Genomic DNA, 26091 nt, shown 5'->3' with positions numbered 1-26091 from the left:
CGCCCGGGTCGGTCAGTCCATCCACCAGCTGTGCATGTCCAGCAGCGGCGGGGTAAGCCGGACCACCAGCACCAGCAGGGTGCCCGCCGCGCCGGCCAGCAGCAGCGTTCGGGTTACCCGGGGGAGAGTCTCGTGCTCTCGGACTGCCCTGATCACCGCGACGATCGCCAGCGGCGGCCCGACCACCGCCCCCACCAGGTAGAGCATCGCCAGCACGCCGTGGACCCAGTAGGACAGCATGTCCTTCGGGTCGTACGCGCCGCTGAGCATCTCGGCCGGGCCGACGCCGGAGGCTGCCATCCGACCCAGGTAGAGCAGCAGCACGGCGAGGAACGCGCCGATGGTCGCCAGTTGCGCGCCGATCAGGGCGCGGACGGTTGGCCGGGAGTACGACATGTCCTGCGCGACACTCGACATGGCCGTCAATCTACCGAGCGGACCCCGGAACCGTGGGCCGCAGGTGCCGGTCAGGTCGCGTCGTTGCGGAGCACCAGGATGGCGATGTCGTCCCGGGGCGGCTCCACCGAGAAGTTGATCGCGGCGGAGCGCAGCCGGGCGGCCACCACGTCGGCCGAGTATCCGGCCAGGGGCGCGGCCGCGTCCCGCAGTCGGTCGGTGCCGAACAGTTCCCGGCCGCGCCGTCGCTCGGTGACGCCATCGGTGTAGAAGATCAGCGAGTCGCCCGGCGCGAGCGTGATCTCCGCCGTCGGCGAGGTGATCGTGTCGAGCAGGCCGAGCGCGGTCCCGCTGGTGCCGACGAACCCCGCACCACCCGTGGCGGCCAGCAGCACCGGCTGGTCGTGCCCGGCCAGATGCAGCGACACGTCCAACTGGCCGCCCTGTCCCGGCCCTACCGCCGCCAGCGCCAACGTGCAGTATCGTCCGCCGCCCCGCTCGACGAGCGTCTCGTTGAGCCGCGCCAACGCCTCCGGTAACGGTTTGCCGTCGCCGACCAGCACCCGGATCACGTCCCGGACCAGCCCGGTCACCGCGGCGGCCTGGACGCCCTTGCCCGAGACGTCGCCGATCACCACCAGCCACCGTCCGTCGGGCAGCGGCACCACGTCGTAGAAGTCGCCTCCCACCTCGGCGTCGTCGCCGGTCGGGACGTACTCGGCGGCGAAGCCGATCCCGTCCACGAGCGGCAGCACCGGCGGCAGCAGCGACTGCTGGAGCGTCTGCGCCACCCGGCGACGCTCGGCGTGGATCCGGGCGTTCTCGATGGCCAGCGCGGCCCGCCGGGCCACGTCCTCCAACACGGCCACCTCGTCCGGATCGTGCCGGTGCCGCTGGTGCCGGCCCACCGTCAGGGTCCCGAGCCGCTGCCCACGCGCGATCAGCGGGACCGCGAAACCCTCCATCGGCCCGCCGAGGGGAATCTGCGCCGCGCTGCGGGACGCCTCACGCAGGCGGGCCTGGATCGAATCCGGCCCGGTCTCGGCCAACACCTTGTGCAGCTGCGGCAGCATCGACTCGTCGGCGTGGCTGGCCGCAGCGAGCCGGAGCCGGCCCCACTCGTCGGCGGTGTGCACCGCGCACCACTGGCCGAGCCGGGGGACCACCAACTGCGGGACCAGGGCCATGGTCAGGTCGACGTCCAACGACTGGGCGAGCAGCTCGCTCGCCTCGGCCAGGAACGTCAACCACACCTGCCGTCGAACGTCGGCCCGGCGCAGCCGGTCGTTCTCCAGGTGCAGCGACAGCCGCTCGGCGGTGAGCACCGCCAACGGCCGGGCGTACGCCGACGGCGCGGCGTCCAACTCCAGCTCCCCGGCGTACGGGCGGTGCACCGTCAGCGGCACCCGGAGCAGCTCACTGCCGGGGCGGGGTGGCCGGCCGAAGCGGGCCAACACCTGGCGCCCCTGTCCGTCGCCCCGGTCCAGGCGGATCGTGCCGCCGGCCGCTCCCACCATCTCGGCGACCCGGCTGAGCAGGCTGGTGGCGAAGTCGGGCAGCGGATCGTCCGCGTACAGGTCGGGGGCGGTTTGCATGAGTTCGCTCATCGCGCTGGCGCTCGGCGCGGATTTGTCGGTGCTCACCCAGGGGTCGCCACCGGTGCTGCCCTCGGTCTGCGGGTCGGCGCCGGGGCGGTCCAGCCGGAACCAGACACCCTTGCCGGTGGGCAGGTACGTGGTGCCCCAGCGGCTGGCGAAGTGGTCGACCAGGAGCAGACCTCGGCCCCGTTCGGAGACCTCGTCGATCTCCGCGGAGTCGTTGCGGGCGCCGACGGTCAGCTCGTCGCCGGAGCCGGGGGCGAAGTCGGAGACGGTGACGGTCAGCCCGACCTGGTCGGCGACGACCTCGATGTCCAACTCGGTGCGGGCGTGCTCGACGGCGTTCGTGGTCAGCTCGGTGGTGAGCAGCAGGGCCTCGTTGACCAGTTCGTCCAGGTGTGACTCGGTCAACACGGAGCGGACCACGGCGCGGGCGGCGGCCGGCGTACGACGGTCGGCGGGCAGGCGCACGCGCCGGGTCGCCCCGCCCCGGGCCCCGGCCGTCGCGGGCCCCGCCTCGGCTGACACCCTCGTATCCTCCACCGTTCCCCCGTCGGGTGCCAAGCCGATCATCAGTCGCGCGTCGCCCGTCCCACCATCGGAGGGGAGAGCCGATCGCCCATGTCGAGCCCCGCTGCGGCGGGTTGGGCCGCTCTGCGAGGTCTGCGAAGCCCCGGGCCAGTCTCGTCCCGATCGGGCGGATCGGGCGGCGGTCGAGGCCACCTGGCGGGTCGCGCACCCTGGCACCACGGCGCGCGCGGGCACAATATGGGGTGCCGGTGTGTCCGTACGGACCGGCAGCCCCCGAGTGGAGCGAGGAATGATGACCACGGCGAAGCAGTCGGTGGCGGATCCGTCCGCGCCCGACCACGAGGCGCTCCTCGGCGAGTTGACCGAGGCACTGCGACGGATCGGTCGGGGTGACCTGAAGGTCCGGCTTCCCCGCCGCGCGGGCGCGGCCGGTGAGGTGGCGGACGCCTTCAACGAGGTGGTCTCGCTCCAGGAGCGGCAGTACCTGGACCTGCGGCGGATCAGCCGGATCGTCGGTCGCGACGGCCGGCTCACCGAGCGGCTCGACGACGAGGGGCTGGACGGCTCCTGGGCGGAGGGGCAGCGGGCGATCAACTCGCTGATCGACGACCTGGGCCGACCGACCACCGAGATCGCCCGGGTCATCGTGGCGGTCGCGGACGGCGACCTGTCCCAGCACATGGCGTTGGAGATCGACGGCCGGCCGCTGCGCGGTGAGTACCTGCGCATCGGGCGCACCGTGAACACGATGGTCGACCAGTTGTCCTCGTTCTCGAACGAGGTGACCCGGGTGGCCCGTGAGGTGGGCACCGAGGGCAAGCTGGGTGGTCAGGCCGACGTTCGGGGCGTCGCCGGCACCTGGAAGGACCTCACCGACTCGGTGAACACCATGGCGTCGAACCTGACCGGGCAGGTGCGGTCGATCTCGCAGGTGGCGACGGCGGTGGCCAAGGGCGACCTGTCGCAGAAGATCACGGTTGGCGCGCGCGGTGAGGTCGCCGAGTTGGCCGCCACGATGAACTACCTCACCGACACGCTGCGGCTCTTCGCTGAGCAGGTGACCCGGGTGGCCCGCGAGGTGGGCACCGAGGGCAAGCTGGGTGGTCAGGCCGAGGTGCCGAACGTGGCCGGCACCTGGAAGGACCTGACCGACAGCGTCAACTCGATGGCGTCGAACCTGACCGCCCAGGTCCGTAACATCGCGCAGGTCTCCACGGCGGTGGCGCGCGGTGACCTGTCGCAGAAGATCACGGTCGCGGCGCAGGGCGAGATCCTGGAGCTGAAGGACACCGTCAACACGATGGTGGACCAGTTGTCGTCGTTCGCCGACGAGGTGACGCGGGTGGCCCGTGAGGTGGGCATCGAGGGCAAGCTCGGCGGCCAGGCGCAGGTGCGCGGGGTCTCCGGCACCTGGCGCGACCTCACCGAGAACGTCAACCAGCTCGCCGGCAACCTGACCAGCCAGGTCCGGAACATCTCCCAGGTCTCCACCGCCGTGGCGAAGGGCGACCTGTCGCAGAAGATCACCGTCGACGCCCAGGGCGAGATCCTGGAGCTGAAGAACACCGTCAACACGATGGTGGACCAGTTGTCGTCGTTCGCCGACGAGGTGACGCGGGTGGCCCGTGAGGTGGGCACCGAGGGCAACCTGGGCGGTCAGGCCCAGGTCAAGGGCGTCAGCGGTACGTGGCGGGACCTGACCGACAACGTGAACTCGATGGCGTCGAACCTGACCAGCCAGGTCCGCAACATCGCCTCGGTGACCACGGCGGTGGCGAAGGGTGACCTGTCGCAGAAGATCACGGTGGACGCGCGGGGTGAGATCCTGGAGCTGAAGTCGACTGTCAACACGATGGTGGATCAGCTCTCGTCGTTCGCCGACGAGGTGACCCGGGTGGCCCGCGAGGTGGGCACCGAGGGCAAGCTTGGCGGCCAGGCCCAGGTGCGCGGTGTCGCCGGCACCTGGCGGGACCTGACCGACAACGTGAACTCGATGGCGTCGAACCTGACCGCCCAGGTCCGCAACATCGCCCAGGTCTCCACGGCGGTGGCGAAGGGTGACCTGTCGCAGAAGATCACGGTGGACGCGCGGGGCGAGATCCTGGAACTGAAGTCGACTGTCAACACGATGGTGGACCAGTTGTCGTCGTTCGCCGACGAGGTGACGCGGGTGGCCCGCGAGGTGGGCACCGAGGGCAAGCTCGGCGGTCAGGCCCAGGTCAAGGGCGTCAGCGGTACGTGGCGCGACCTCACCGACAACGTCAACTCGATGGCGTCGAACCTGACCAGCCAGGTCCGCAACATCGCCTCGGTGACCACGGCGGTGGCGAAGGGTGACCTGAGCCAGAAGATCACGGTGGACGCCCAGGGCGAGATCCTGGAGCTGAAGTCGACTGTCAACACGATGGTCGATCAGCTCTCGTCGTTCGCCGACGAGGTGACCCGGGTGGCCCGCGAGGTCGGCATCGAGGGCAAGCTCGGTGGCCAGGCGCAGGTGAAGGGCGTGTCCGGCACCTGGCGCGACCTGACCGAGAACGTCAACCAGCTCGCCTCGACGCTGACCACGCAGCTGCGGGCGATCGCCCAGGTGTCCACCTCGGTGACCCGGGGCGACCTGACCCAGCGGATCGCCGTCAAGGCGCAGGGCGAGGTCGCCGAGCTGAAGGACAACATCAACCAGATGATCGTCACCCTCCGGGAGACGACCAAGAAGAACGCCGAGCAGGGCTGGTTGGACTCCAACCTGGCCCGGATCGGCGGCCTGTTGCAGGGCCAGCGCGATCTCGGCGAGGTCTGCCGCATGATCATGATGGAGGTGACCCCGCTCGTCGACGCCCAGCTCGGTGCCTTCTTCCTGGCCGACGACACCGACGGCAGCATGCGGCTGCGGCTGACCTCGTCGTACGGGTACGTGGCACGGGGCAACGACGTCACCTTCGGGCCGGGCGAGGGGCTGGTGGGGCAGACCGCGCTGTCCCGCCGCACGATCCGGGTCAGCGCCTCTCCGAACAGCCGGCTCACCCTGCGGTCCGGGCTGGCTGAGACACCCCCGTCCGACCTGGTGGTGCTCCCCGTGCTGTTCGAGGGCGAACTGCTCGGCGTGATCGAGTTCGCGAGCGTGTCGGCCTTCTCCGGTCTGCACCTCGCGTTCCTGGAGCGGTTGGTGCTGACCATCGGCATCGCGGTCAACACCATCCAGGCCAACCGTCGTACGGAGGAGCTGCTGGCCCAGTCGCAGCGGCTGGCGCACGAGATGCAGGAGCAGTCGGCGGAGTTGCAGCGCACCAACGCCGAGTTGGAGGAGAAGGCGACTCTGCTCTCCGAGCAGAAGGGCAACATCGAGACGAAGAACCGGGAGATCGAGCTGGCGCGGCTGGGCCTGGAGGAGAAGGCGCAGCAGCTGACCCGGGCCTCGGCCTACAAGTCGGAGTTCCTGGCCAACATGAGCCACGAGCTGCGTACGCCGCTGAACTCGTTGCTGCTGCTGGCTCGCCTGCTGGCGGAGAACTCGGAGCAGAACCTCAGCCCCAAGCAGATCGAGTTCGCGCGGACCATCCACGGCTCCGGCTCGGACCTGCTGCGCCTGATCGACGACATCCTCGACCTGTCCAAGATCGAGGCGGGTCGGATGGACGTCGAGCCGACCGAGATCCGCTTCGCCGAGCTGCGCGGCTACGTGGAGCAGGCGTTCGCGCCGCAGGCCGAGGAGAAGAACCTGGACTTCCAGGTACGGGTGAGCAAGGATCTGCCGCCAGCGCTGGTGACCGATGCGCAGCGGTTGCAGCAGATCCTGCGCAACCTGCTCTCCAACGCGGTGAAGTTCACCGACAACGGTGCGGTGACGTTGCGGATCGCCCCGGCGGCGGAGAACGCGGTCTTCGACGTACCGGCGTTGACGAACGCTCAGCAGGTGATCGCGTTCACCGTGATCGACACCGGGATCGGCATCTCCGACGACAAGTTGTCGATCATCTTCGAGGCGTTCCAGCAGGCGGACGGCACGACCAGCCGCCGCTACGGCGGCACCGGCCTGGGCCTGTCGATCAGCCGCGATCTGGCTCGGCTGATCGGCGGCACGATCACCGTGTCGTCCGCTCCCGGTCAGGGCTCGACCTTCACCCTGTTCGTACCGCAGGTGTTGGCGCCGGATGCCGTGGTCGCGCCCCAGCTTCCGTCTCCGCAGCGCGCCGGCCTGCCGTCGTCGCTGCTGATGCCGCCGCTGGAGCTGTTGCCGGAGCGGCCGGAGGCGCCGGTCACCCGTCAGTTGGATGGCGCCACGGTGCTGATCGTGGATGACGACGTCCGCAACGTCTTCGCCTTGACCAGCGCATTGGAGCTGCACGGGATGACCGTGCTGTACTCGGACAACGGGGCGGACGGTGTCCGCCTGTTGGCCGAGCATCCGGAGGTGGACATCGTGCTGATGGACGCCATGATGCCGGACCAGGACGGCTACGAGACCACCCGCCAGATTCGCCGCAACCATCGGTTCGCTGATCTGCCGGTGGTGTTCCTGACCGCGAAGGCCATGCCGGGTGACCGGGAGTCGGCGCTCGCGGCCGGCGGCAGCGACTACATCACCAAGCCGGTCGACCTGGATGACCTGATCGAATTGATGTCGTCGTGGATCAACGGCAGTCGGACCGAGGAGACTTCGTGACCCAGATCGCCAAGGCGCTGCTCGTGGATGACCGGCGGCAGAATCTGACGGCCCTGGAGGCGATCCTCCAGGGGCTGCCGGTCCAGTCCGTCGCGGTGGAGAGCGGCGAGGCGGCGCTCAAGCAGCTCCTGGTGGACGACTTCGCGGTGATCCTGCTGGACGCGCAGATGCCGGACATGGACGGGTTCGAGACGGCGAGCCATATCAAGCGGAGGGAGCGGACCCGGCACGTGCCGATCATCTTCCTGACCGCCGCGGATCGGGACGCCCAGCTCGCTCTCCGGGGCTACCAGGTGGGCGCGGTGGACTACCTGACCAAGCCGTTCGACCCGTGGGTGCTGCGGGCCAAGGTGTCGGTCTTCGTCGAGCTGTGGGTGAAGACCCGGCAGTTGGCCACCCAGTCGGACCTGGTCCGGGAGCGCGACACGCAGTGGCGGCGGCTCACCGACGCGGTCGACGAGGCGACCACGCTGCTCCGCTCCGACGACTCGGAGGCCCACGACCGGGCGGTACGCATGCTTGAGCAGGCCCGCTGGGGCAACACCGCCTGACGTTCAGACCTCGCCGGGTCGGGCGTGGCCGGTCGCGGCCCGGCGGGCCCGCCACCGCTCGCCCAGCGAGTCCAGCTCCTCCTGAACGAAGATGAAGAAGTCGCGCATCTCGGCCACCCGCCCGCCGGCCGGCGTCTCCGGGCCGTCGAGGGCGACCACACCGCCCTCGGCCGCGTCGATGAACGTCTTGTAGAGCATGGTCTTGGTGATGGTCGCCTCGTACCAGGGGTTGTCCGGCATCCGGTAGCGATCCCGTCGGGACCTGGGGACCGGCTCGCGGATCAGCATGCCGAACTGGGTGAGGTAGCGGACCGCGCCGCTGACCGCCGCCGCGCTCACCCCGAGCCGGTCGCCGATCTCGGCGGCGGTGAGGGGATCGTCCGCGCTCATCACGGTGAAGAGCACCCGGGCGGCCATTCGTGGGAAGCCGACCTCGGCGAAGGTCAGGGCCATCCGCTCGATGAAGAGGTGCACCGGGTCGTGGCTGTCGCCGGTTGCCATGGTGGTCCCCTTCCACGTGCTGGTGTGACCCTCGATGCTGCCCAGGTCTCACAGTCTTCACAACTTTGTGAAACGAGTGTAGCTTCCGATACATGGAAACTCCCATTGCGGTGTCCGGTCTGGTCAAGACCTTTGGCCGGACGCGGGCACTCGACGGTCTGGATCTGACCGTCCGCACCGGCGAGGTGCACGGCTTCCTCGGCCCGAACGGCGCCGGCAAGTCGACAACCATCCGGGCACTACTCGGCCTGCTGCGGACGGACGCGGGGGCCGTCCGCCTGCTCGGCGGTGACCCGTGGCGGGACGCGGTGGCCCTGCACCGCCGGCTGGCGTACGTGCCGGGCGACGTGACGCTCTGGCCCAACCTCTCCGGCGGCGAGGTCATCGACCTGCTGGGCCGGATGCGCGGAGGGCTGGACCCGGCCCGCCGGGCCGAACTGCTGGACTCCTTCGAGCTGGACCCGCGCAAGAAGGGACGGGCCTACTCCAAGGGCAACCGGCAGAAGGTCGGCCTGGTGGCAGCCCTCGCCTCGGACGCCGAACTGCTCATCCTGGACGAGCCGACCTCCGGGCTGGACCCACTGATGGAGGAGGTGTTCCAACACTGGGTCCGCCGGGCCAAGGCCGACGGTCGCACCGTGCTGCTCTCCAGTCACATCCTGGCCGAGGTGGAGGCGCTCTGCGACCGGGTGACGATCATCCGCAACGGCCGGGACGTGGAGACCGGCACCCTGACCGAGCTGCGCCACCTGCGCCGCACCTCGATCGACGCCGAGCTGACCGGCCCGGCGGACGCGCTGGGTCACCTCGACGGCGTCCACGACCTGCGGGTGGACGGGCACCGGGTGCGCTTCGACGTGGAGAACGCCGCGCTGGACACCGCGCTGCGCCGGCTCACCGAGATCGGCGTACGGAGTCTGGTCAGCCAGCCTCCGACACTCGAGGAGCTGTTCCTGCGCCACTACCAGGCCGAGCAGGTGCGGTCATGACGGCCCTCACCGGGACCCGGCATCTCGTGCGCCTCATCCTGCGCCGGGACCGGGTGTTGCTGCCGGTCTGGATCCTGCTGCTGGCGCTGCTCCCGGCCAGCTACGCCAGCGCGTACGCCGAGCTGTACCCGACCGCCGCCGAGCGGGCCGCGTACCTCGCCGGAACGGCGAGCAACCCGTCGATCGTCGCCCTGCTCGGCCCGGTGTACGGCGACAGCATCGGTGCGCTCACCGTCCAGCGCGCCGGTCTGCTGGCGTTGATCGCCGCGCTGGTCAGCGTGCTCACCGTCGTCCGGCACACCCGGGCCGAGGAGGAGGCCGGTCGGCGGGAACTGCTCGGCGCGACAGTGCTGGGCCGGTACGCCGGGCTGACCGCCGCGCTGCTGGTGACGTACTCCGCGAATGTGCTGCTCGGCCTGCTCGCCGCCGGCGGTCTGGTCGCGGCCGGCCTGCCCGGTGCGGGTTCGGTGCTCTTCGGTGTTGGCGTGGCGCTCACCGGAGTGGCCTTCGCCACGGTCGGCGGGCTGGCCGCGCAGCTCACCGAGGGCGCGGGTGGGGCGCGTGGGCTCGGCCTGGGTGCGCTCGGGTTGGCCTTCGTGCTGCGGCTGGCCGGCGACGCCGGGGGGTCCGGCGGCGCCGGTGGGGACACCGAGTGGCTGAGCTGGCTCTCGCCGCTGGGCTGGTCGGCACGCAGCCGCGCCTACGCCGACGAGCGGCTGTGGGTGCTGCTGCTACCGGTGCTGTTCAGCGTGGCCGTCGCGCTCGTCGCGTACCCCGTCTCGGTCCGTCGTGACCTCGGCGCGGGAGTGTTTCCGTCCCGGCTCGGCCCGGCCACCGCCGGTGCCGGCCTGGCTGGCCCGTTCGGGTTGGCCTGGCGGCTGCACCGGACCCAGCTGCTCGGCTGGACCGTCGGCTTCGGGCTGCTCGGTCTGGTGCTCGGCGGGGCGGCGGATGCCGCCGGGGAGGCGGTGCGGGGCAACCAGCAGGTGGCCGAGATCCTGTCCCGGCTGGGTGGCACGTCGGCACTCGCCGAGGCGTACCTCGGTGGGACGTTGAGCCTGACCGCGCTGGCCGCCGCCGGTTACGGGATCCAGGCCGCGCTGCGGGCGCGGGCGGAGGAGACCGCCGGACGGGCCGAACCGCTGCTCGCGACGGCGGTGAGCCGCACTCGCTGGCTGGCGGCGCATCTGGTCTTCGCGCTGCTCGGCCCCGCGGTGGTGTTGAGCGTCGCCGGGCTCGCCACCGGGCTGGCCTACGGGATCAGCACCTCCGACGTGGGCGGCGCGCTGCCGCGGTTGCTCGGTGCCGGGCTGGCCCAGGTGCCCGCGGCCTGGGTGCTGTCCGGGCTGGCGGCGCTGCTGGTCGGCTGGCTGCCCCGCTTGTCCGCGGGCGCCTGGGCGATGCTCGCCGGCTGTCTACTGCTCGGTCAGCTCGGTGCGGTGGTGGGGCTGGACCAGTGGGCGCTGGACATCTCCCCGTTCACCCACACCCCCCAGGTCCTCGGCGAGGACTGGCCGGCAACCCCACTGATCGTCCTGACGGCGGTAACGGCGGCCCTGCTGACGGCGGCCCTGCTGACCTTCCGCACAAGAGACATCCCCACCCCCTGACCCCACTCACCCCCCTTGACCCCCCTTTGACCTCGTCGATCATGGGGTTATAGCCATCCGCCTCGGCGTGTCGGCGCTATAACCCCATGATCAACGGGGGTAAAGGGTCAGGTGGGAGGCCGGGACCGGGGGAGGGGGAGGGGGAGGGGCCGGGGTCAGCCAGTGGGTTGGTCGTTGCGGATCATCAGGGCGCTGCGGAGGCCGGTGATGTCCAGGACGCGGATCAGGAAATCGCCCACGTGGGTCAGCATCAGCAGGCTCTGCGCGTGGCTGGCCTTGCGGCTGAGCACGACCAGGGTGCCCAGGCCCTGCGAGTCGCAGAAGGTGACACCACCCAGATCGAGCACGATCCGCGGGGGTGGGTCCGCCAGCACCTCGTTGACCACCGTGGAGAGCTGGGCGGCCGTGAGCATGTCGATCTCACCGGCCAGGCGCAGCACTGCTTCGTCGCCCGTCCGGTGTAGCGTGATGGACAGTTCGGCACGATCCACCCGGTCAGCCTAGCGCGATCTGCCCGGCCCGGCCTGTTGAGGCCGCGAGCCGCCGCCCACCGAGGTCACGAGTCGTCGCCTCGACCTCGCGTTGCCGCCGCTGCCCACCGCCGGCCAGGGTGAGCCCGGTAACCCCAGCGCGGGGTGGCTGCTGGTTGACGGTGTGGCGCTGACACAATGGCCGCATCGTGACCGACACCTTTTCCGCCGGATCCGGCCGCTACCCAGCCGACGCGCCGGCCTCCGAGGCCCTGTTCGACCGCGCCCGCGCCATCGTGCCGGGCGGGGTGAACTCCCCTGTGCGCGCCTTCCAGGCGGTCGGCGGCACCCCGCGTTTCATGGTCCGTGGCGAGGGTCCGTGGCTGTACGACGCCGACGGCCGCCGCTACGTCGACCTGGTCTGCTCGTGGGGTCCGCTGATCCTCGGGCACGCCCACCCCGAGGTGGTGGACGCCGTGCAGGCCGCCGCCGCCCGGGGCACCAGCTTCGGCACCCCTACTCCGGGTGAGGTGGAGTTGGCCGCCGAGTTGGTCGACCGGACCCCGATGGAGCAGGTCCGCCTGGTCAACTCCGGCACCGAGGCGACCATGTCGGCGATCCGGCTGGCCCGCGGCTTCACCGGCCGCTCCAAGATCATCAAGTTCGCGGGCTGCTACCACGGACACGTGGACGCGCTGCTCGCCGCCGCCGGTTCCGGCGTGGCCACCCTGGGCCTGCCCGACTCGCCCGGCGTGACCGGCGCGGCGGCCAGCGAGACGATCGTCCTGCCGTACAACGACATCCGAGCCGTCGAGGAGGCCTTCGCCGCCGAGGGTCCGCACATCGCCGCGGTGATCACCGAGGCCGCCGCCGGCAACATGGGCGTGGTCGCCCCCCGCGACGGCTTCAACCAGCAGCTCGCCCGGATCGCGCACGCGCACGGCGCCCTGCTGGTGGTCGACGAGGTGATGACCGGGTTCCGGGTCTCCCGCGCCGGGTGGCACGGCCTCGACGCCTCCGATGCCGACCTGTGGACGTACGGCAAGGTCATGGGTGGTGGCCTGCCCGCCGCGGCGTTCGGCGGGCGCGCGGACATCATGGCGCGGCTCGCGCCGGCCGGCCCGGTCTACCAGGCCGGCACCCTCTCCGGTAACCCGCTGGCCTGCGCCGCCGGCCTGGCCACCCTGCGACTCGCCGACGACGCGCTCTACCGCCGCCTCGACGACACGGCCGCCGTCGTGGGCAAGCTGGCGTCCGACGCATTGGCCGCCGCCGGGGTCCCGCACCGACTCTCGTACGCCGGCAGCATGTTCTCGATCTTCTTCACCGACGCCGACGTGGTCGACTACGACAGCGCCCGCACCCAGCAGGTGCCGGCGTTCAAGGCGTTCTTCCACGCGATGCTCGCCGCCGGCGTCTACCTGCCGCCGAGCGCGTTCGAGTCGTGGTTCGTGTCGGCGGCGATCGACGACGCCGCTCTGGAGCACATCGCCGCAGCGCTGCCCACGGCGGCGAACGCGGCGGCAGCGGCTGGTCACGGGGGTTAGCGTGCGCGCGAGGAGTGAGCCGGGTTTGCGAGCCCCGCAGTCGCAAACAAAGGGGGCACAGCGTTGAGCAAGACGGTGGTCCACGTGCTCCGGCACGGCGAGGTGCACAACCCCGACCAGATCCTCTACGGCCGGCTGCCCGGTTTCCGCCTCTCCGAGCTGGGTGTGCAGATGGCCAAGGCCGCCGCGCAGGGCCTGGCCGAGCGGGAGATCGTGCACGTGGTGGCCAGCCCGCTGGAGCGCGCCCAGCAGACCGCCGAGCCGATCGCCGCCCAGTTCGGGCTGCCGGTCGGCGTGGACGAGCGGCTGATCGAGAGCGCCAACTGGTTCGAGGGCAAGAAGGTGTCCCCGGGAGACGGGTCGTTTCGCGACCCGCGTAACTGGTGGGTGCTGCGTGACCCGGTGACCCCGTCCTGGGGTGAGGCGTACCGGGTGATCGCCGAGCGGATGTTCGCGGCTGTGCACGCCGCCCGGGTCGCCGCCGAGGGGCGTGAGGCGGTGCTGGTGTCGCACCAGCTCCCGATCTGGACGCTGCGCCGCCACGTCGAGCGCAAGCGGCTCTGGCACGACCCGCGCAAGCGGCAGTGCGGACTGGCGAGCCTCACCTCGTTCCACTTCGACGGCGCGAAGGTGGAGGGCATCGGCTACAGCGAGCCGGCCGCGCACCTGATCGCTCTCTCCGCGACAGCCAGGACGGCCAAGGGGGCCTGATGAACGCCCGGAGGTGGACCGCCGGTCTGCTCGCCGCCGTCGCCGCGGTGGCGCTGGTCGGCTGCACGTCGTCGAAGGGGCAGGAGAAGACCTGCACGACCACCACCGACGGGATCTTCGAGTGCGCACCGGACCAGCGCTCGGCACCCCCGAAGCTCGCGGGTGAGCTGCTCGACGGCGGCAGTTACGACGTCAGCCAGGCCCGCGGTCAGGTGGTGGTGCTCAACTTCTGGGGCTCCTGGTGCGCGCCGTGTCGTGCCGAGGCCGACGACCTGGAAGCGACCTACCAGGCCACCAAGGGCTCCGGAGTGACCTTCCTCGGCGCCAACGTCTCCGACGAGCGGGACAAGGCCAAGGCGTTCGAAAAGGGTCGGGTCACCTATCCGAGCCTGTTCGACCCGTCCAGCCGGCTGGCGCTCGCCCTGGACATCCCACCGAACTTCGTCCCGGCGACAGTGGTACTGGACCGGGAGGGTCGGATCGCCGTGGTGATCCGGGCCGCGGTCAAGCAGGAGGGCCTGCAACCGATCGTCGAGCGGATCGCGGCCGAGAAGCCGGCGTCGGGCTGATGGGCGAGACCTTCAAGGAGTTGGCCCTCAACGGGCCGCTGCTGCTCGCCATCGGCGCGGCGGCGCTCGCCGGCCTGGTCAGCTTCCTCTCCCCGTGTGTGCTCCCACTCGTCCCCGGCTACCTGTCGTACGTCACCGGTCTGGCCGGCGCCGACCTGGAGGGTCGCCGACCGGCGGCCGATCCCGCGCCGGCCACCGGCGGTGTCGCCGTGAAGGAGCGGGTCGCGCGGGTCGGCGCGGTCAAGGGCCGGGTGCTCGCGGGCACGCTGCTCTTCATCGCCGGCTTCACGGTCGTCTTCGTCGCCAGCGCGGTCCTCTTCGCCAGCATCGGCCGGGTCTTCTTCGACTACGAGCGGCAGTTGGAGATCGTCGCCGGCGGGCTGATCATCGTGCTCGGCATCGCCTACCTCGGGATGATCCCGGCCCTGCAACGGGAGTTCCGGATCTCCCGGCTGCCCGCCGCCGGCCTGCTCGGCGCACCTGTCTTCGGAGCGGTGTTCGCCCTCAGTTGGGTGCCCTGCACCGGTCCCACCCTCGGCGCGGTGATGATGATGGCCACTGCCAGCGGCCAGACCGACCGCGCCATGGTGCTCGCCGTGGCGTACTGCCTCGGGTTGGGGATACCGTTCGTGGTCTTCGGGCTGGGCTTCGAACGCCTGCTCGGGGTCTTCCGCGCCGTCCGGCGCAACAGCCGCTGGGTCACCCGGGTCGGCGGCGCCCTGCTCATCCTGATCGGCCTGGCGCTCGTCACCGGCGGATGGCAGAGCTTCGTGATCTGGTTGCAGACCACCGTCGGGGTGGGCGAGGTGAGCATCTGATGACGGTCGTCGACGACCGACCGGAGACCGTGGCCCCGGCGCCACGGCGTCGGCCCAACCGGCTGCTGGCCCTGCTGCGCAACTCGTGGCGGCAACTCACCAGCATGCGTACGGCGCTGATCCTGCTCTTCCTGCTCGCGGTCGCCGCCATCCCCGGCTCCGTGCTGCCGCAGCGCGGGATCAGCCCGGAAAAGGTCAACCAGTACTTCGTCGACCACCCGGACTGGGCCCCCCGACTGGACCGGATCGGCGCGTTCGAGGTCTTCGGCTCGGTCTGGTTCTCCGCGATCTACCTGCTCCTGTTCACCTCCCTGATCGGCTGCATCACGCCCCGGCTGCGCGACCACGTCCGGGCGTTGCGGGCCCGGCCGCCGGCCGCGCCGAAGCGGATGGTGCGGCTGCCGCAGCACACAGTGCTGCCCGCACCGGCCGGTGGCGCCACGGCGATCGCCGAGGTGCTGCGCAAGCGCCGCTGGCGGGTGCAGGTGCGCGGCAACGAGGTCTCCGCCGAGAAGGGTTACCTCAAGGAGACCGGCAACCTGCTGTTCCACCTGTCGCTGATCGCGGTGTTGATCGGCGTCGCGCTCGGCTCGTGGTACGGCTGGAGTGGCAACCGGCTCCTGGTGGCCGGCGCGGACAACACGTTCTGCAACACCCGCCAACAGTTCGCCGAGGCCAAGCTCGGCCCCCGGGTGGACAGCGCGGACCTGCCCCGCTTCTGCCTGCGGCTGGACGACTTCCAGGCCCGCTTCCTGCCCTCCGGCCAGCCGGAGTTCTTCAACGCCACGGTCACCGTCGACGGCCCGGACGAGCCCACCCGCCGCGCGGACTTCTCGGTGAACGCACCGCTGCGGTTGAAGGACGCGAGCGTCTACCTGCTCGGCCACGGGTACGCCCCGGTGATCCGCTACACCGACCGGTTCGGCAACAGCCAGCTCAGCGACGACCCGTTCCTGACCACCGGTGACATGGGTCTGACCAGCGAAGGGCTGGCGGCCTTCCCGGACGCGAACGTCGACCCGGCCACCGGGCAGCGCGCACCGGATCAGCAGATGGCGTTCACCGGGATCTACCTGCCCACGGCGCCCGAGCAGGGGCCGTTCGTGCGCTCGCAGTATCCGGACGAGCGCAACCCGGTGCTGAACCTGGTCGCCTACCGGGGCAACCTCGGCCGGGACGCCGGCATCCCCGGCTCGATCTACCAACTCGACCAGCGGCAGGTGCGGTCCGGCAAGGTCAAGGAGGTCGGCACCAAACTGCTGCACAAGGGCGAGACCTGGACGTTGGACGACGGCTCCACCGTCGAGTTCCTGGACACCGAGCGGTACGTCACCCTCTCCGTCCGGCACGATCCCGGCGCGACCCCGCTGCTGATCAGCTGCGGTGTCCTGCTTGTCGGGTTGATGGGATCGCTGTTCGGGCGGCGTCGTCGGGTGTTCTTCCGGGTGGTGCCGGCCGACCCCGGGGAAGGATCTCCGACGAGCGGTAGTAGCTTGATGGAGGTCGGTGGGTTGCCGCGTACCGACTACCCAGGGTTCGCCGACGAGTTCACCCAGCTCGTCGCCGCCGTCAGCGGTGCCGAACGAGCTGGTGCTGACGCTGACTCCACTGACCGGGCCGGCGTGCGAGAAGGAGCCGAGTGATGTCCGCACTCTCCGACAATCTGGTGACCTTCGCGATCCTCGCGTACCTGGTCGCGATGATCGGGCACGCCGTGGAGTACGCGCTGGGCAACGCGCGTACCCGAATCGCCGCGGCGGCTCCGGTCCGTGAGCTGGTGGGTGCCGGCGGCGGCACCCTGCCACCGCCGCCCGCGCCGGTCCCGCCGTCGGCCGCAGCCGACCGGTCGGCGCGTCGTGCCCGCCTCGCGGGCCTGATCGGGGTGGGTGCCACTGCGGTAGCCGCCGTGCTGCACCTGGCGGCGCTTGTCACGCGCGGCCTCGCCGCGGACCGGATGCCGTGGGGCAACATGTACGAGTTCGTGCTCACGGTGACGTTCATCGGTGTCGCCGCCTGGCTGGTGGTGCTCTGGAAGCGGCCGTCGCTGCGCAAACTCGGGCTGTTCCTGACCCTGGTGATGGTGCTGCTGGTCGCCACCGCCGAGCTGGTGCTGTACGTGCCGATCGTGCCCCTGGTGCCGGCCCTGAACTCGTACTGGTTCGTCATCCACGTCTCGACGATCGTCTTCGCGTCCGGCATCTTCCTGCTCGGCGTGGTGCCGGCGGTCGGCTACCTGATGCGCAACGGGTTCGAGCAGGGCAAGCGGAGCTTCCCGTACACCCTGGCCAAGCGCCTGCCCGGTGCGGTGGGCCTGGAGCGGCTGACCTTCGCGCTGCACGCCTTCGCGTTCCCGATCTTCACCTTCGCGGTGATCGCCGGCGCGATCTGGGCCGAGGCGGCGTGGGGTCGGCCGTGGGGCTGGGACCCGAAGGAGACCTGGGCCTTCATCTCCTGGGTCGTGTACGCCGGTTACCTGCACGCCCGCGCCACGCCCAGCGTCAAGCGCAACGTGGCCACCTGGCTGGCGGTGCTCGGCTTCCTCACCATGCTGATGAACCTGTTCGGCGTGAACATCTTCTTCACCGGCCTGCACTCGTACGGCGGGCTGGACTGATCCTGGTAACGCGATGCGGGCCGGTCACGAATTCGTCAGTGACCGGCGCGCGTCTACCGCGTGGGTTGCCAGGCCCGCAACGTCCGCTCAACCTGCCGGGCGACCTGGTAGGACACCTCCGGTAGATCGGCCAGCTCGATCCGCTCGCCGCGCATCGCCAGTTGGGCGTGCAGCTCCCGGGCGACGGCGTCACGAAGCTCGACCAGCAGGGGCGACAACCCGTCCGGGTCGCCGGCGACGTACGCGTCCGACATGGATTCACTCTGCTCCCGCGTCCCGCCGTTCGGCCAGGCACGGTGAGATGTGTCTGCAGGACTTGACCGGCGCTGGGCGGCAATGTGGCGCTACCTCGCGCCAGTTGGCCGTTGATCCACTCGGCTTTCAGGAAGTGGGGGTGTCCTGCGCCCTGGGACGCCGCGACTTTCTGAAACCCGAGTAGATCTTGCGGTGGCGGCCACCGAGTCCGGAGGTCTCCCTCGCCGCCTGCGATCAGCCGCCGAACCAGCCGGGCACGTCGAGCCGGAACCAGTTGGCCGAGGCCACGGTGTGCAGGTCGTCCTCCATGGCAGCGACCCGTTTCGGGCCGAGGGTCTCAACCCATCGCTCGCGCAGCCGATCGAAGATCTCGGCCGACCGGTGTAACCCGTCGGCCCCGCGCGGTGTCACCCGGACCAGTCGGCGTCGGGCGTCGGTGGGATCGTCGACCCGCTCCAGGTAGCCGACGGCGACCAGCCGATCGACCGTCTTGCCGGCGGCCTGTTTGGAGATGCCCAGTCGTTGGCCCAGCTCGGTGGCGGTGGTGCCGTCCGCGCCGACGGCCTGGAGCACGAATCCGTGCAGCGGTCGCAGCTCCGGATGCCCCTCCCGGGCCAGCTCGGCGTGCAGGTCGTCGATGAGCGTCCGGAAACCGGCCAGCAGCAACAGCGGCAGCGCGAAGCCGGGCCGCGCGGGATCAGCGGTTGCCATGTTCGACAACCAGGTTTACTATTTCGTCAACCATGTTGACTATCGTACCGGGTCCCCGATACACGCTCTGGAAAGCAGGTAACCATGTCCGTCTTCACCGCCCACACCGCTGAGACCGCACCCGCCGCCGCCCGTCGGTCCATCGAGGGAGTACGCGGCCGGTTCGGCTGGCTGCCCACCCCGGTGGCGCTGATGGCCGACTCGCCGCAGTTGCTCACCGGCTTCCTCACCGCCAGCGCGGGCTTCGAGCAGACCGACCTCGCCCCGCTGGAGCGGGAGGTGGTCATCCTGGCGGTCTCCACCAGTCACGAATGCCATTTCTGCGTTGCCCTGCACACCGACAAGCTCACCCGACTCGGAGCGACCCCCGAGCTGATCACCGCGCTGCGTGCCGGCTCGGTGCTGCCCGACCCGCGCCTGGAGGCGCTGCGCCGCTTCACGCTGGCCGTGCTCGAACACCGGGGCGGCGTGCCGGACGACGAGATGGACGGCTTCCTGGCCGCGGGCTACCAGCCCCGGCACGCGCTGGACGTGGTGCTCGGCGTCGGGGCGTACACGATGTCGACATTCGCCAACCGGCTCACCCGCGCCCCGCTCGACCCGCCCCTGGCCGCCCACGCCTGGACGCCCACCGCCTGACCGAGGGCACGTGCGGACCCCTGATCGGGCCGCCACCTGCCCGCCGGTGCTGGCCGCCGCACCGACGGCCAGCACCGGCGTCTCCAGCTCATCTCCCGGTACGCCGTGTTGTTCGCGATGTCCTGCTCGAACGCCCGGAAGTAGGCGACGCTGGCCCGCAGATGCGCCGGGTCGCGTGGGTGACTGCTGAACTACTCGATGTCGGGCGCGGCGATGCTGCCCTTGCGGACCATCAACGCACCCGTGAACCGGTCCACCCAGAGTCTCTCGCGGGCGTACCAGGCCGATCGCGATCGCGACCAGGTCGGCTGCGGATTGGCATCAGCGCTAGAAATGCGCAAACGAAACGGGAAGGCGGCCATTGATTGGCCGACCTTCCCGTTTCGTCATCAGGCGTTCAGGATCTGGGGGATCCGGAAGGGCTCAGGCAAGCCCGAGGAGGCGGGCGATCAGCTGAACGATCTCGTACACCGTGTAGCCGGCGTTCGACCACTTCAGGATCTGGGTCTTGTTCGCCCACACCCACTTCGCAAACCGGCTGCCGTACTTCGCGCCGGCCTTGATGATCTGCGCTGCCAGCTTCAGCCAACCCATCTAATTGCCTCCAATAACCGTGGCGTTCTAGCAGGCGGACAGAAAATGTCCTGCAGAAACGACCCGTATTTTTCCGCCCCGTTGAGCGGCGAGGAAAAACTAACATTCAAATCCCGAGACAGCGACGAGCGACGAAGTTTCCGTACAGTGGTTGCTAAGGTCCTGGCCGCTGTGGTACTGAGCTCGTTCATGGTCTGGCAATGACACAGAAGTTGACCTAAGGGCCGTATCGGGCACTGGCCGGCATGGGTCGGCATCACTGGATGCAAGTTGCGGGAATAGCCGAGCGGATCGGCGCCCATGTGGATCATCGTGGGTTGCGACGTAGGGGCAGATGGCCGCCGCCGGGCAATGGCGGGGGGCACTTGTGGCGTCGACACTCTGATACCTTGTGCCTGGCTGGCCCACGCGTGCACAACTCGTCGGGCTGGCCTGTTTCAGAGTGGGGTTTGGTGTGCTAGCTCAGCTCTCAGCTGCGTCGCAGCGCTCAGCACCGCTTTGCTCCTGACCGACCCGGCTGGGCGCATCGCCGCAGACTGGCAGTGGACCGCACGTCAAATTGGGGGGAAGTACTGGCAGTGAACCCCACGTCACATGGGGGAAGTACATGAATACCGAAATGCTGAGAACGTTCGTTACCGCCGCCTCGGCTGGCAGCGTCTCGGAGGCCGCAAAGAGGCTCAGATACGGTAAGTCGACGGTTCTCTACCACATCCGTGAGGTGGAGAAGGTCTGCCGGGTCGAGCTGTTCGAACGTGAAGTGCGAGGTCTCAATCTCACCCGTAGTGGGCACGCTGCGCTGCGGATATCGCAGGAGTTGCTGCGGATTGCCGCTGAACTGAAGTCGCTGCCACCGGTCAAGTTCGAGACGCGACAGGATAAGCGATTCAGTGACGGCGATGCTAATGTCCAGAGGAAGAACAATGCTTCATGAATCGAGCTCAACGTAATCGGCTGGACAGCAGCGGACCCGTCGTCCCCTGTCCTGCCCGACTCGGGTCGAAAGGGAGGTAGCGCGTGTCGCAGAATCTTGCGCTTGTCGGCGTGACTGTGGCGGTGCTGGCGGTGTTGGGCCTTCACCTGCTCATGGCGCGCAGGGGACCCGCCTGGTTGGGTGCGCTGGTTCCATGCCTGTTCGTGATCGCAGCCGTAGTGCTCATCGCCCAAGGGCGAGTCCCGGCGGGAAAGCCGTACGTGGTGCTGCTCGCCGGCCTGGTGACGCTGCTGTGGATATGGGCCGGGGCGCGGCAGTCGAAAACCAAGGCAGAGGCGAGTGGGTCTTCGGCTTCAGTTCGACGTGAGTCGTGACGCCGCTGTGACCGATGCGGTTGACAGGACGACGCCGGGCGCCGACGGTGCCAACCCCTGCATGAGGCGACTCGACCAGCGGTCGGTCATCTTCTGGCAGGTGGAGAATGCTGTCGGCGCCGTGGCGCTGCTCGTTGTCGCCTTCACCCTGTCCCGGCTGCCTTTCACCACGCCGCAGTGGGACATGTGGATCCGCCTGCTCGCTCTCGCCGCCCTGCTCTTCGCCCTGCTCGACGCTCTGGTGTTGATCCCGCAGCGCTACCGGTACTACAGGTATGCCCTGACCGCGGACTGCATCATCGTCGAGCAGGGCCGCTTCTGGAGACGGCGGCAGGTGTACCCGCTCTCCCGCATCCTGTACTGCGAGGTCCGCCAGGGCCCGATCCTGGGCCTGTTCAACCTCTTCACCGTCAGGGCGGCGACGATCGTCGAATCGCGGTCCCTCGGCCCGTTGGGACGGGCCGAGGCCGACCGCTTCGAGCTGTTGATCCGTGAGTACGCGGAATGACGATAGAAATTCGAAACCGTCGCAACAGCCCGGCCATGTTCGCCGTTCGCGCCGCCGAGCACGTGACGGGCATCGTCCCGGCGCTCATCGTCTGGCTCTCGATACGGGTCAAGTGGCCGGTCGTGCTCGGTCTCCCGGTAGATGCGATCTTCGCTCTGGTGGGCGGCGTCATCGTGCTCAGTCTGATCGTGGATTGGTGGATGACCCGGTTCTCGGTGGGTCCCGACGGGGTCACCTTCGCCACGGGGCTGGTGTTCCGGCGCTCCACATCGTTGGCCTGGTCGGAAGTCGCCAGCGTCCAAACCTCCCGGTCGGCGGCCGGGCGGGCCCTGGGCTGCTCGCGGGTCCTGATCGGCATCGGTGCCCAGTCGAAGGCCAACCTGGTCATCGAGGCGGTGCCGGAGGCGGTAGCTACCGAGATCGAGGACCTGTTCGAGGCCTATCGGGCTCGCCCGGCCTCCCGTCCACAGCATCCCGCTGTCGCTTCGGCAACGGAGTCTGCCGGGCACCGGCCGGATGCTGTGGATCGGGAGGAGGGCCACCCGGCAGGCGAGGACGACCTGATCTATCGGATCCGTCCCCGGGACTACTTCATGCTCTCGGTCACCTACGGACAGTTCCTGTTGGTGGTCCCCTTCCTGTTCGGGCTCTACGAAAACGTCGCGACCCTGTTGCCCTGGGCCGCGGCCACTCCCGACCTTCCAGACGGCACGGCGGCGCTCTGGGTGCTGGCGGGCACCGTCCTGGTGCTGGCCGTGCCGGTCGCGATCGGGTTCGGGACGACAGTCGCCTGGCTGCGGTACCGATCGTTCGAGGTTCGCCTCAGGGGCTCGGTGTTCGCCATGACGGGCGGGCTCGTGTCCGCGGAGTCCCGCCAGGTGTCCCGCTCCCAGGTGGCGGGGATCAAGATCCAACAGAATCCGCTCATGCGTGCCACCGGCCACGCCCGGCTGAATGTCGTGGCCCGACAGTCCGGCGAGCGGATCGGGGCCAACGTCGTGTTCCCCGCGGCCCGCCTGGCGTTCCTGAGGAACGAGATTCGGAGCCATTTCCCGGCCTACGCCGCTGCCGCGGATGAGTCGCACCCGGTGCGGCGTTCCGTTACCTGGGGGCTCCTCACCGTCAATGCGGTGGTGTTGACGGCGGCCGGCGTGGCGGCAAGCAGCCTGCGCCCGGTCACGGCGGGTGCCCTCATGGTCGTCTTGGCGCTCGTCCTGCTGATTGCCAGCAACTACTGCTGGGTGGCCGTGAGGCTCGATCCGGACGGCGCCGTGCTCAGTTTCAGACGCGGTTTTCTGTGGGTGACCCACTACGTGGTTCCCCTCGACTCCGTGTACTTCGTCCATTCACACCAGATCGCGGCCCACCGCGTGTCGATCGGCGCGGTATGCCTCGGGATCTACGACTCGCGAGCCGTTCGGCTGTGGGTGCCGGCCCACGGAACGGCGTTGACCGACCAGTTCATCGAATCCACGACCAGCGCGGCAATGCTTCGGGGGAAAGAGAAGATGGCATGATCGAAGTTAACGGGGTCACCAAGAGGTACGGCGGGACAGCGGTAGTCGACGACCTCTCCTTTGTGGTGCGGCCGGGGATCGTCACCGGATTCCTGGGTCCCAACGGATCAGGCAAGTCCACGACGATGCGGATGATCCTGGGACTGACCCAACCGGACAGTGGGACGGTCCTCGTCGACGGGGTTCCCTTCAACCAGCACCGCAATCCGCTCGGCGCGCTGGGCGCGATGATCGACCCGAAGTCGGGGCATCCGGGACGCACCGCGTTTCGCCATCTCCAAGCTGTTGCCGCCACCGCGAGGATTGGCACGTCCCGGGTCCGCGAGGTGCTGGATCTGGTCGGTCTCGGTGACGTGGCGAACCGCCGGATCGGCGGCTTTTCGATGGGCATGTACCAGCGGCTCGGCGTCGCCACCGCCCTGTTGGCGGACCCGTCGAGCCTCATGTTCGACGAACCCATCAACGGTCTGGACCCGGACGGCATTCTGTGGATGCGCACCCTGGTGAAGAGGTTGGCGGCCGAAGGCAGAGCAGTGCTCATCAGTTCACACCTGATGAGCGAGATGGCACTCACCGCGAACCATGTGGTGGTCATCGGTAAGGGGCGGCTGATCGCCGACGACACCGTCAGCGCGCTGATCGGCCGCAGCAGGACCCGGGGCGTACTCCTGCGCACGCCCCAGGACGAGGAACTGGGTCGGCTGGTGCGCTCCTCCGGTGGCCAGATGTCGAACGGGCCGGACGGAGCCTTCCGCGTCGACGGCCTCACCGCGGTCGAGGTGGGTGATCTGGCCGCCGCGCACGGCATCAGACTGCACGAACTCGTCCCCCTGCGGGCCTCGCTGGAGGAGGCATTCGTGGAGCTCACAGCGCAGTCGGTGACGTTCCGTGGGCGCGACATCGGCGAGCCCGAGCAATCCGTGGCCGGGCCAGCGAACAATGTCAAGATTGAAGTGAGGTGAGCCGGGCGATGAGCACGGCAACAGAGGTGGATGCCCCCTTGCGTAGGCATGTTCCACCGACGCACGAACTGACCTTCGGTGGCCTCCTACGCAGCGAACTGATCAAGCTCGTCACGGCGCGCTCGCTCGTCGTCCTCCTGATCATGGTCGCTCTCTGCACGGCTGGTCTCAGTATCCCTGTGGCGTTCTTCACCGATCCGGAGGCCCAACAGTCCGCGGCCGAGGTCCTGCCGACCTTCGTCAACACGACGCTCATCGGCATGCAGCTCTCCATCTTTCTCATTGCCGCAATCGGTGCGGTCGCGGGTGCCAGCGACTTCGGCAACGGCACGATCAGGCTCGCCTTCGGTGCGGCTCCCCGGCGTACACCTGTGCTGGCCGCCAAGCTGGTCGCAGTCGGTGGTGTCTCCGCCGGCCTGGTTGCCGTGACGATTTTCGTGACCGCGGTGGTCAACTGGCTCGCCCTCACACCGGGCCCGATGGGCACACCCCTTACCGACCGGACCACCATCCTGAGTCTGATCGGAGCCGTGGTGGCCACGGCAGGCGTGAGTGTGTCGGCCATCAGCCTCGGGTGCCTGCTGCGCAGCTCAGCCGGTGCGATCTTCGCCATCCTCGGTCTGCTGATCGTTCTGACGATCGCCCTGATGACGGTCCCGGCGGAGGTGCTTCCGTCGGCGATCTCCCGCCACAGTCTTGGGATGGCCGTGACCACCCTCCTGGAATCAGCGAACGACACCGGCAGGTGGCTGGGCGCGGTGGCGGCGCTCACGGCATGGTCCGCCGCACTCGCTGGTGGTGCCGTGTTGTCCATGCGTCGCCGGGACGTGTGAACGGCACCCATTCCGGCTCGTCATGGCGAAGCGGAGGGACCTCGCCGCCTGGACCGGTGACACGTCCAGGCGGCGGGAGCCCGGCTCAGGCCGCCTGCAGGAAGTCGCGCAGCAGGGCGAGCATCTCGTCCGGGCGCTCCTCGTACAGCCAGTGTCCGCAGTCCTCGATCACCTCGCCGCGGACGGTGTCGGCGTACCGGCGGACCTGTTCGGCGACCTGCCCACCGAGGCTGGCCGCCGCGCCGACCGCCAGCACCGGCATCGTCAGCTTCATTTCCCGGTACGACGCGTTGTCGGCGATGTCCTGCTCGAACGCCCGGAAGTAGGCGAAACTGGCCCGCAGGTGCGCCGGGTCGCGCAGGTGACCGGCGAACTCCTCGATGTCCGGCGCGGCGATGCTGCCCCTGCGCACCATCAGCGCGTCGGTGAACCGGTCCACCCACAGCGACTCCCGCCCGCTGACCAGGTCCTCCGGAAGCCCGTTGCCGAGCGAGAAGAAGCCGAAGTTCCACACCCCGGGTCCGGCCTGGGTGAGCGCGGGGAAGGTGTAGATGCTTTCGTCGGGGATCGGCGCCTCGCTGAGCACCAGCCGACTCACCCGCTGCGGATGGGCGGCCGCGTACGCGTACGCCACCATCGTCCCCAGGTCGTGCCCGACCAGCCGGAGGTCACCGACCAGGCCGAGCTGGTCGAGCAGGCCGTGCAGGTCGGCGGCGACAGTCTTCTTGTCGTAGCCGCCGGCCGGGGCGTCGCTGTCCCCGAAGCCCCGCAGGTCGGGTACGACCACGTCGAAGGAGCGTCCCAGATCGGGCAGCAGGTGCCGCCACATGTACCAGCACTGCGGGTACCCGTGCAGCAACACCAGTGGCGGGCCGGTGCCGCCCCGGACGTAGTTCATGGCGATCTGGCCGACCCGCGCCCGCTGCTCGGTGAACCCCGCCGGAACCCGCTCCGCGCCCATCGCCGCCCCCGCCCGCCGCCTACCCGCTGCCGGCCGCCCGGCTACCCGCTCAAACGCCCGCCATGCCCGCGTGGTGCGGTGATCCACTCGCCTTCCTTGAAGTCGCGGTGTCCGGCGGCCCGGGACACCGCGGTTTCCTGAAAGCCGAGTCGATCTCGACCCGCCGCCCAAGCCCGCCGCCCGCCGCTCAAGCCCGCCGCCCGCCGCCCAAGCCCGCCGCCCGCCGCTCAAGCCCGCC

General features: G+C 69.7%; 25 protein-coding genes. 17 read left to right on the top strand and 8 right to left on the bottom strand.

Going from position 1 to position 26091, the window contains the following annotated elements; translation table 11 throughout:
- Positions 1–12: 12 nt before the first annotated feature.
- Both AB0C25_RS14025 and AB0C25_RS14020 read right to left on the bottom strand, forming a co-directional pair.
- The gene (locus AB0C25_RS14025; RefSeq protein WP_357373022.1) at positions 13–417 is read right to left on the bottom strand and encodes a hypothetical protein; all 405 of its coding nucleotides are present in this window, start codon (positions 415–417) and stop codon (positions 13–15) included.
- Positions 418–467: 50 nt separating this feature from the next.
- Positions 468–2522: a SpoIIE family protein phosphatase gene (locus AB0C25_RS14020; protein WP_357373020.1), complete on the bottom strand. Its 2055-nt coding sequence runs from the start codon at positions 2520–2522 to the stop codon at positions 468–470.
- Positions 2523–2817: 295 nt separating this feature from the next.
- Here AB0C25_RS14020 and AB0C25_RS14015 point away from each other — a divergent pair, with 295 nt between their 5' ends.
- Complete coding sequence (locus tag AB0C25_RS14015; RefSeq protein WP_357244114.1) at positions 2818–7185, top strand: HAMP domain-containing protein; 4368 nt, start codon at positions 2818–2820, stop codon at positions 7183–7185.
- Entirely contained in the window at positions 7182–7736 is a 555-nt protein-coding gene (locus tag AB0C25_RS14010; protein WP_355029209.1) for a response regulator, read from the top strand. Before AB0C25_RS14015 ends, AB0C25_RS14010 begins: the two co-directional genes overlap by 4 nt.
- Before the next feature lie 3 nt (positions 7737–7739).
- Here the strand turns inward: AB0C25_RS14010 and AB0C25_RS14005 are convergent, their stop codons facing one another.
- On the bottom strand, positions 7740–8237 hold the full coding sequence (locus tag AB0C25_RS14005) for a helix-turn-helix domain-containing protein (RefSeq protein WP_357373017.1): 498 nt from the start codon (positions 8235–8237) through the stop codon (positions 7740–7742).
- Positions 8238–8329: 92 nt separating this feature from the next.
- On the opposite strand from AB0C25_RS14005, the gene AB0C25_RS14000 reads away from it, so the two are divergent.
- Positions 8330–9226 carry an ABC transporter ATP-binding protein gene (locus tag AB0C25_RS14000; RefSeq protein ID WP_357373015.1) on the top strand — a complete coding sequence of 299 codons (897 nt, stop codon included), beginning with the start codon at positions 8330–8332 and terminating at the stop codon, positions 9224–9226.
- A complete protein-coding gene (locus AB0C25_RS13995) occupies positions 9223–10836 on the top strand; it encodes an ABC transporter permease (protein WP_357373013.1) in 1614 nt (537 codons plus the stop codon). Before AB0C25_RS14000 ends, AB0C25_RS13995 begins: the two co-directional genes overlap by 4 nt.
- Positions 10837–10991: 155 nt before the next feature.
- Here the strand turns inward: AB0C25_RS13995 and AB0C25_RS13990 are convergent, their stop codons facing one another.
- Positions 10992–11327, bottom strand: a complete 336-nt coding sequence (locus AB0C25_RS13990) for an STAS domain-containing protein (protein WP_007454492.1) — start codon at positions 11325–11327, stop codon at positions 10992–10994.
- A gap of 188 nt (positions 11328–11515) precedes the next feature.
- Here AB0C25_RS13990 and hemL point away from each other — a divergent pair, with 188 nt between their 5' ends.
- The 6 genes from hemL to ccsB all read left to right on the top strand — a co-directional run bounded on the left by hemL (position 11516) and on the right by ccsB (position 17565).
- Positions 11516–12853 carry a glutamate-1-semialdehyde 2,1-aminomutase gene (hemL, locus tag AB0C25_RS13985; RefSeq protein ID WP_357373011.1) on the top strand — a complete coding sequence of 446 codons (1338 nt, stop codon included), beginning with the start codon at positions 11516–11518 and terminating at the stop codon, positions 12851–12853.
- A gap of 63 nt (positions 12854–12916) precedes the next feature.
- The gene (locus AB0C25_RS13980) at positions 12917–13564 is read left to right on the top strand and encodes a histidine phosphatase family protein (RefSeq protein ID WP_357243943.1); all 648 of its coding nucleotides are present in this window, start codon (positions 12917–12919) and stop codon (positions 13562–13564) included.
- Positions 13564–14133 (top strand): TlpA disulfide reductase family protein, encoded by a 570-nt coding sequence (locus tag AB0C25_RS13975; protein WP_357373009.1) that lies wholly within the window; start codon positions 13564–13566, stop codon positions 14131–14133. The genes AB0C25_RS13980 and AB0C25_RS13975 overlap by 1 nt, the downstream gene beginning before the upstream one ends.
- Positions 14133–14951 carry a cytochrome c biogenesis protein CcdA gene (locus AB0C25_RS13970; protein WP_357373007.1) on the top strand — a complete coding sequence of 273 codons (819 nt, stop codon included), beginning with the start codon at positions 14133–14135 and terminating at the stop codon, positions 14949–14951. Before AB0C25_RS13975 ends, AB0C25_RS13970 begins: the two co-directional genes overlap by 1 nt.
- Positions 14951–16594 carry a cytochrome c biogenesis protein ResB gene (locus AB0C25_RS13965; protein WP_357373005.1) on the top strand — a complete coding sequence of 548 codons (1644 nt, stop codon included), beginning with the start codon at positions 14951–14953 and terminating at the stop codon, positions 16592–16594. Before AB0C25_RS13970 ends, AB0C25_RS13965 begins: the two co-directional genes overlap by 1 nt.
- Positions 16594–17565 (top strand): c-type cytochrome biogenesis protein CcsB, encoded by a 972-nt coding sequence (ccsB, locus tag AB0C25_RS13960; protein WP_357373003.1) that lies wholly within the window; start codon positions 16594–16596, stop codon positions 17563–17565. The genes AB0C25_RS13965 and ccsB overlap by 1 nt, the downstream gene beginning before the upstream one ends.
- A gap of 53 nt (positions 17566–17618) precedes the next feature.
- Here the strand turns inward: ccsB and AB0C25_RS13955 are convergent, their stop codons facing one another.
- On the bottom strand, positions 17619–17819 hold the full coding sequence (locus AB0C25_RS13955; protein ID WP_357373001.1) for a hypothetical protein: 201 nt from the start codon (positions 17817–17819) through the stop codon (positions 17619–17621).
- 235 nt (positions 17820–18054) lie between these two features.
- Entirely contained in the window at positions 18055–18531 is a 477-nt protein-coding gene (locus AB0C25_RS13950) for a MarR family winged helix-turn-helix transcriptional regulator (RefSeq protein ID WP_357372999.1), read from the bottom strand.
- 84 nt (positions 18532–18615) lie between these two features.
- Between AB0C25_RS13950 and AB0C25_RS13945 the strand changes: the two genes are divergently transcribed.
- A complete protein-coding gene (locus AB0C25_RS13945) occupies positions 18616–19170 on the top strand; it encodes a carboxymuconolactone decarboxylase family protein (protein WP_357372997.1) in 555 nt (184 codons plus the stop codon).
- A gap of 423 nt (positions 19171–19593) precedes the next feature.
- Here the strand turns inward: AB0C25_RS13945 and AB0C25_RS13940 are convergent, their stop codons facing one another.
- The gene (locus AB0C25_RS13940) at positions 19594–19764 is read right to left on the bottom strand and encodes an aureocin A53 family class IId bacteriocin (RefSeq protein ID WP_357372995.1); all 171 of its coding nucleotides are present in this window, start codon (positions 19762–19764) and stop codon (positions 19594–19596) included.
- 607 nt (positions 19765–20371) lie between these two features.
- Between AB0C25_RS13940 and AB0C25_RS13935 the strand changes: the two genes are divergently transcribed.
- From AB0C25_RS13935 to AB0C25_RS13910, 6 genes are all read left to right on the top strand, one after another.
- Entirely contained in the window at positions 20372–20698 is a 327-nt protein-coding gene (locus tag AB0C25_RS13935; RefSeq protein ID WP_357372993.1) for a LysR family transcriptional regulator, read from the top strand.
- 83 nt (positions 20699–20781) lie between these two features.
- On the top strand, positions 20782–21072 hold the full coding sequence (locus AB0C25_RS13930; RefSeq protein WP_357372991.1) for a hypothetical protein: 291 nt from the start codon (positions 20782–20784) through the stop codon (positions 21070–21072).
- A 61-nt stretch (positions 21073–21133) separates the two neighbouring features.
- Positions 21134–21580 (top strand): PH domain-containing protein, encoded by a 447-nt coding sequence (locus tag AB0C25_RS13925; protein ID WP_357372989.1) that lies wholly within the window; start codon positions 21134–21136, stop codon positions 21578–21580.
- 35 nt (positions 21581–21615) lie between these two features.
- A complete protein-coding gene (locus AB0C25_RS13920; RefSeq protein WP_357372987.1) occupies positions 21616–23097 on the top strand; it encodes a PH domain-containing protein in 1482 nt (493 codons plus the stop codon).
- On the top strand, positions 23094–24059 hold the full coding sequence (locus AB0C25_RS13915; RefSeq protein WP_357372985.1) for an ATP-binding cassette domain-containing protein: 966 nt from the start codon (positions 23094–23096) through the stop codon (positions 24057–24059). Before AB0C25_RS13920 ends, AB0C25_RS13915 begins: the two co-directional genes overlap by 4 nt.
- Positions 24060–24097: 38 nt before the next feature.
- Positions 24098–24892 carry an ABC transporter permease subunit gene (locus AB0C25_RS13910; RefSeq protein WP_357372983.1) on the top strand — a complete coding sequence of 265 codons (795 nt, stop codon included), beginning with the start codon at positions 24098–24100 and terminating at the stop codon, positions 24890–24892.
- Between the two features lie 85 nt (positions 24893–24977).
- Here the strand turns inward: AB0C25_RS13910 and AB0C25_RS13905 are convergent, their stop codons facing one another.
- A complete protein-coding gene (locus AB0C25_RS13905) occupies positions 24978–25940 on the bottom strand; it encodes an alpha/beta hydrolase (protein ID WP_357372981.1) in 963 nt (320 codons plus the stop codon).
- Positions 25941–26091: the final 151 nt, after the last annotated feature.

The sequence above is a fragment of the Micromonospora sp. NPDC048839 genome, assembly GCF_040649915.1.
Classification (GTDB): Bacteria; Actinomycetota; Actinomycetes; order Mycobacteriales; family Micromonosporaceae; genus Micromonospora.
Note: the sequence above shows the minus strand (reverse complement) of the source record. Positions and strands in the feature narration are given on the sequence as shown.

Bases quoted from the DNA above. Each gene is read 5' to 3' on its own strand.
- AB0C25_RS14025 (WP_357373022.1), bottom strand. From the start codon at position 417: ATGTCGAGTGTCGCGCAGGACATGTCGTACTCCCGGCCAACCGTCCGC.
- AB0C25_RS14015 (WP_357244114.1), top strand. From the start codon at position 2,818: ATGACCACGGCGAAGCAGTCGGTGGCGGATCCGTCCGCGCCCGACCAC.
- AB0C25_RS14005 (WP_357373017.1), bottom strand. From the start codon at position 8,237: ATGGCAACCGGCGACAGCCACGACCCGGTGCACCTCTTCATCGAGCGG.
- AB0C25_RS14000 (WP_357373015.1), top strand. From the start codon at position 8,330: ATGGAAACTCCCATTGCGGTGTCCGGTCTGGTCAAGACCTTTGGCCGG.
- AB0C25_RS13995 (WP_357373013.1), top strand. From the start codon at position 9,223: ATGACGGCCCTCACCGGGACCCGGCATCTCGTGCGCCTCATCCTGCGC.
- AB0C25_RS13975 (WP_357373009.1), top strand. From the start codon at position 13,564: ATGAACGCCCGGAGGTGGACCGCCGGTCTGCTCGCCGCCGTCGCCGCG.
- AB0C25_RS13970 (WP_357373007.1), top strand. From the start codon at position 14,133: ATGGGCGAGACCTTCAAGGAGTTGGCCCTCAACGGGCCGCTGCTGCTC.
- AB0C25_RS13965 (WP_357373005.1), top strand. From the start codon at position 14,951: ATGACGGTCGTCGACGACCGACCGGAGACCGTGGCCCCGGCGCCACGG.
- ccsB (WP_357373003.1), top strand. From the start codon at position 16,594: ATGTCCGCACTCTCCGACAATCTGGTGACCTTCGCGATCCTCGCGTAC.
- AB0C25_RS13955 (WP_357373001.1), bottom strand. From the start codon at position 17,819: ATGTCGGACGCGTACGTCGCCGGCGACCCGGACGGGTTGTCGCCCCTG.
- AB0C25_RS13950 (WP_357372999.1), bottom strand. From the start codon at position 18,531: ATGGCAACCGCTGATCCCGCGCGGCCCGGCTTCGCGCTGCCGCTGTTG.
- AB0C25_RS13945 (WP_357372997.1), top strand. From the start codon at position 18,616: ATGTCCGTCTTCACCGCCCACACCGCTGAGACCGCACCCGCCGCCGCC.
- AB0C25_RS13940 (WP_357372995.1), bottom strand. From the start codon at position 19,764: ATGGGTTGGCTGAAGCTGGCAGCGCAGATCATCAAGGCCGGCGCGAAG.
- AB0C25_RS13935 (WP_357372993.1), top strand. From the start codon at position 20,372: ATGAATACCGAAATGCTGAGAACGTTCGTTACCGCCGCCTCGGCTGGC.
- AB0C25_RS13925 (WP_357372989.1), top strand. From the start codon at position 21,134: ATGAGGCGACTCGACCAGCGGTCGGTCATCTTCTGGCAGGTGGAGAAT.
- AB0C25_RS13920 (WP_357372987.1), top strand. From the start codon at position 21,616: ATGTTCGCCGTTCGCGCCGCCGAGCACGTGACGGGCATCGTCCCGGCG.
- AB0C25_RS13915 (WP_357372985.1), top strand. From the start codon at position 23,094: ATGATCGAAGTTAACGGGGTCACCAAGAGGTACGGCGGGACAGCGGTA.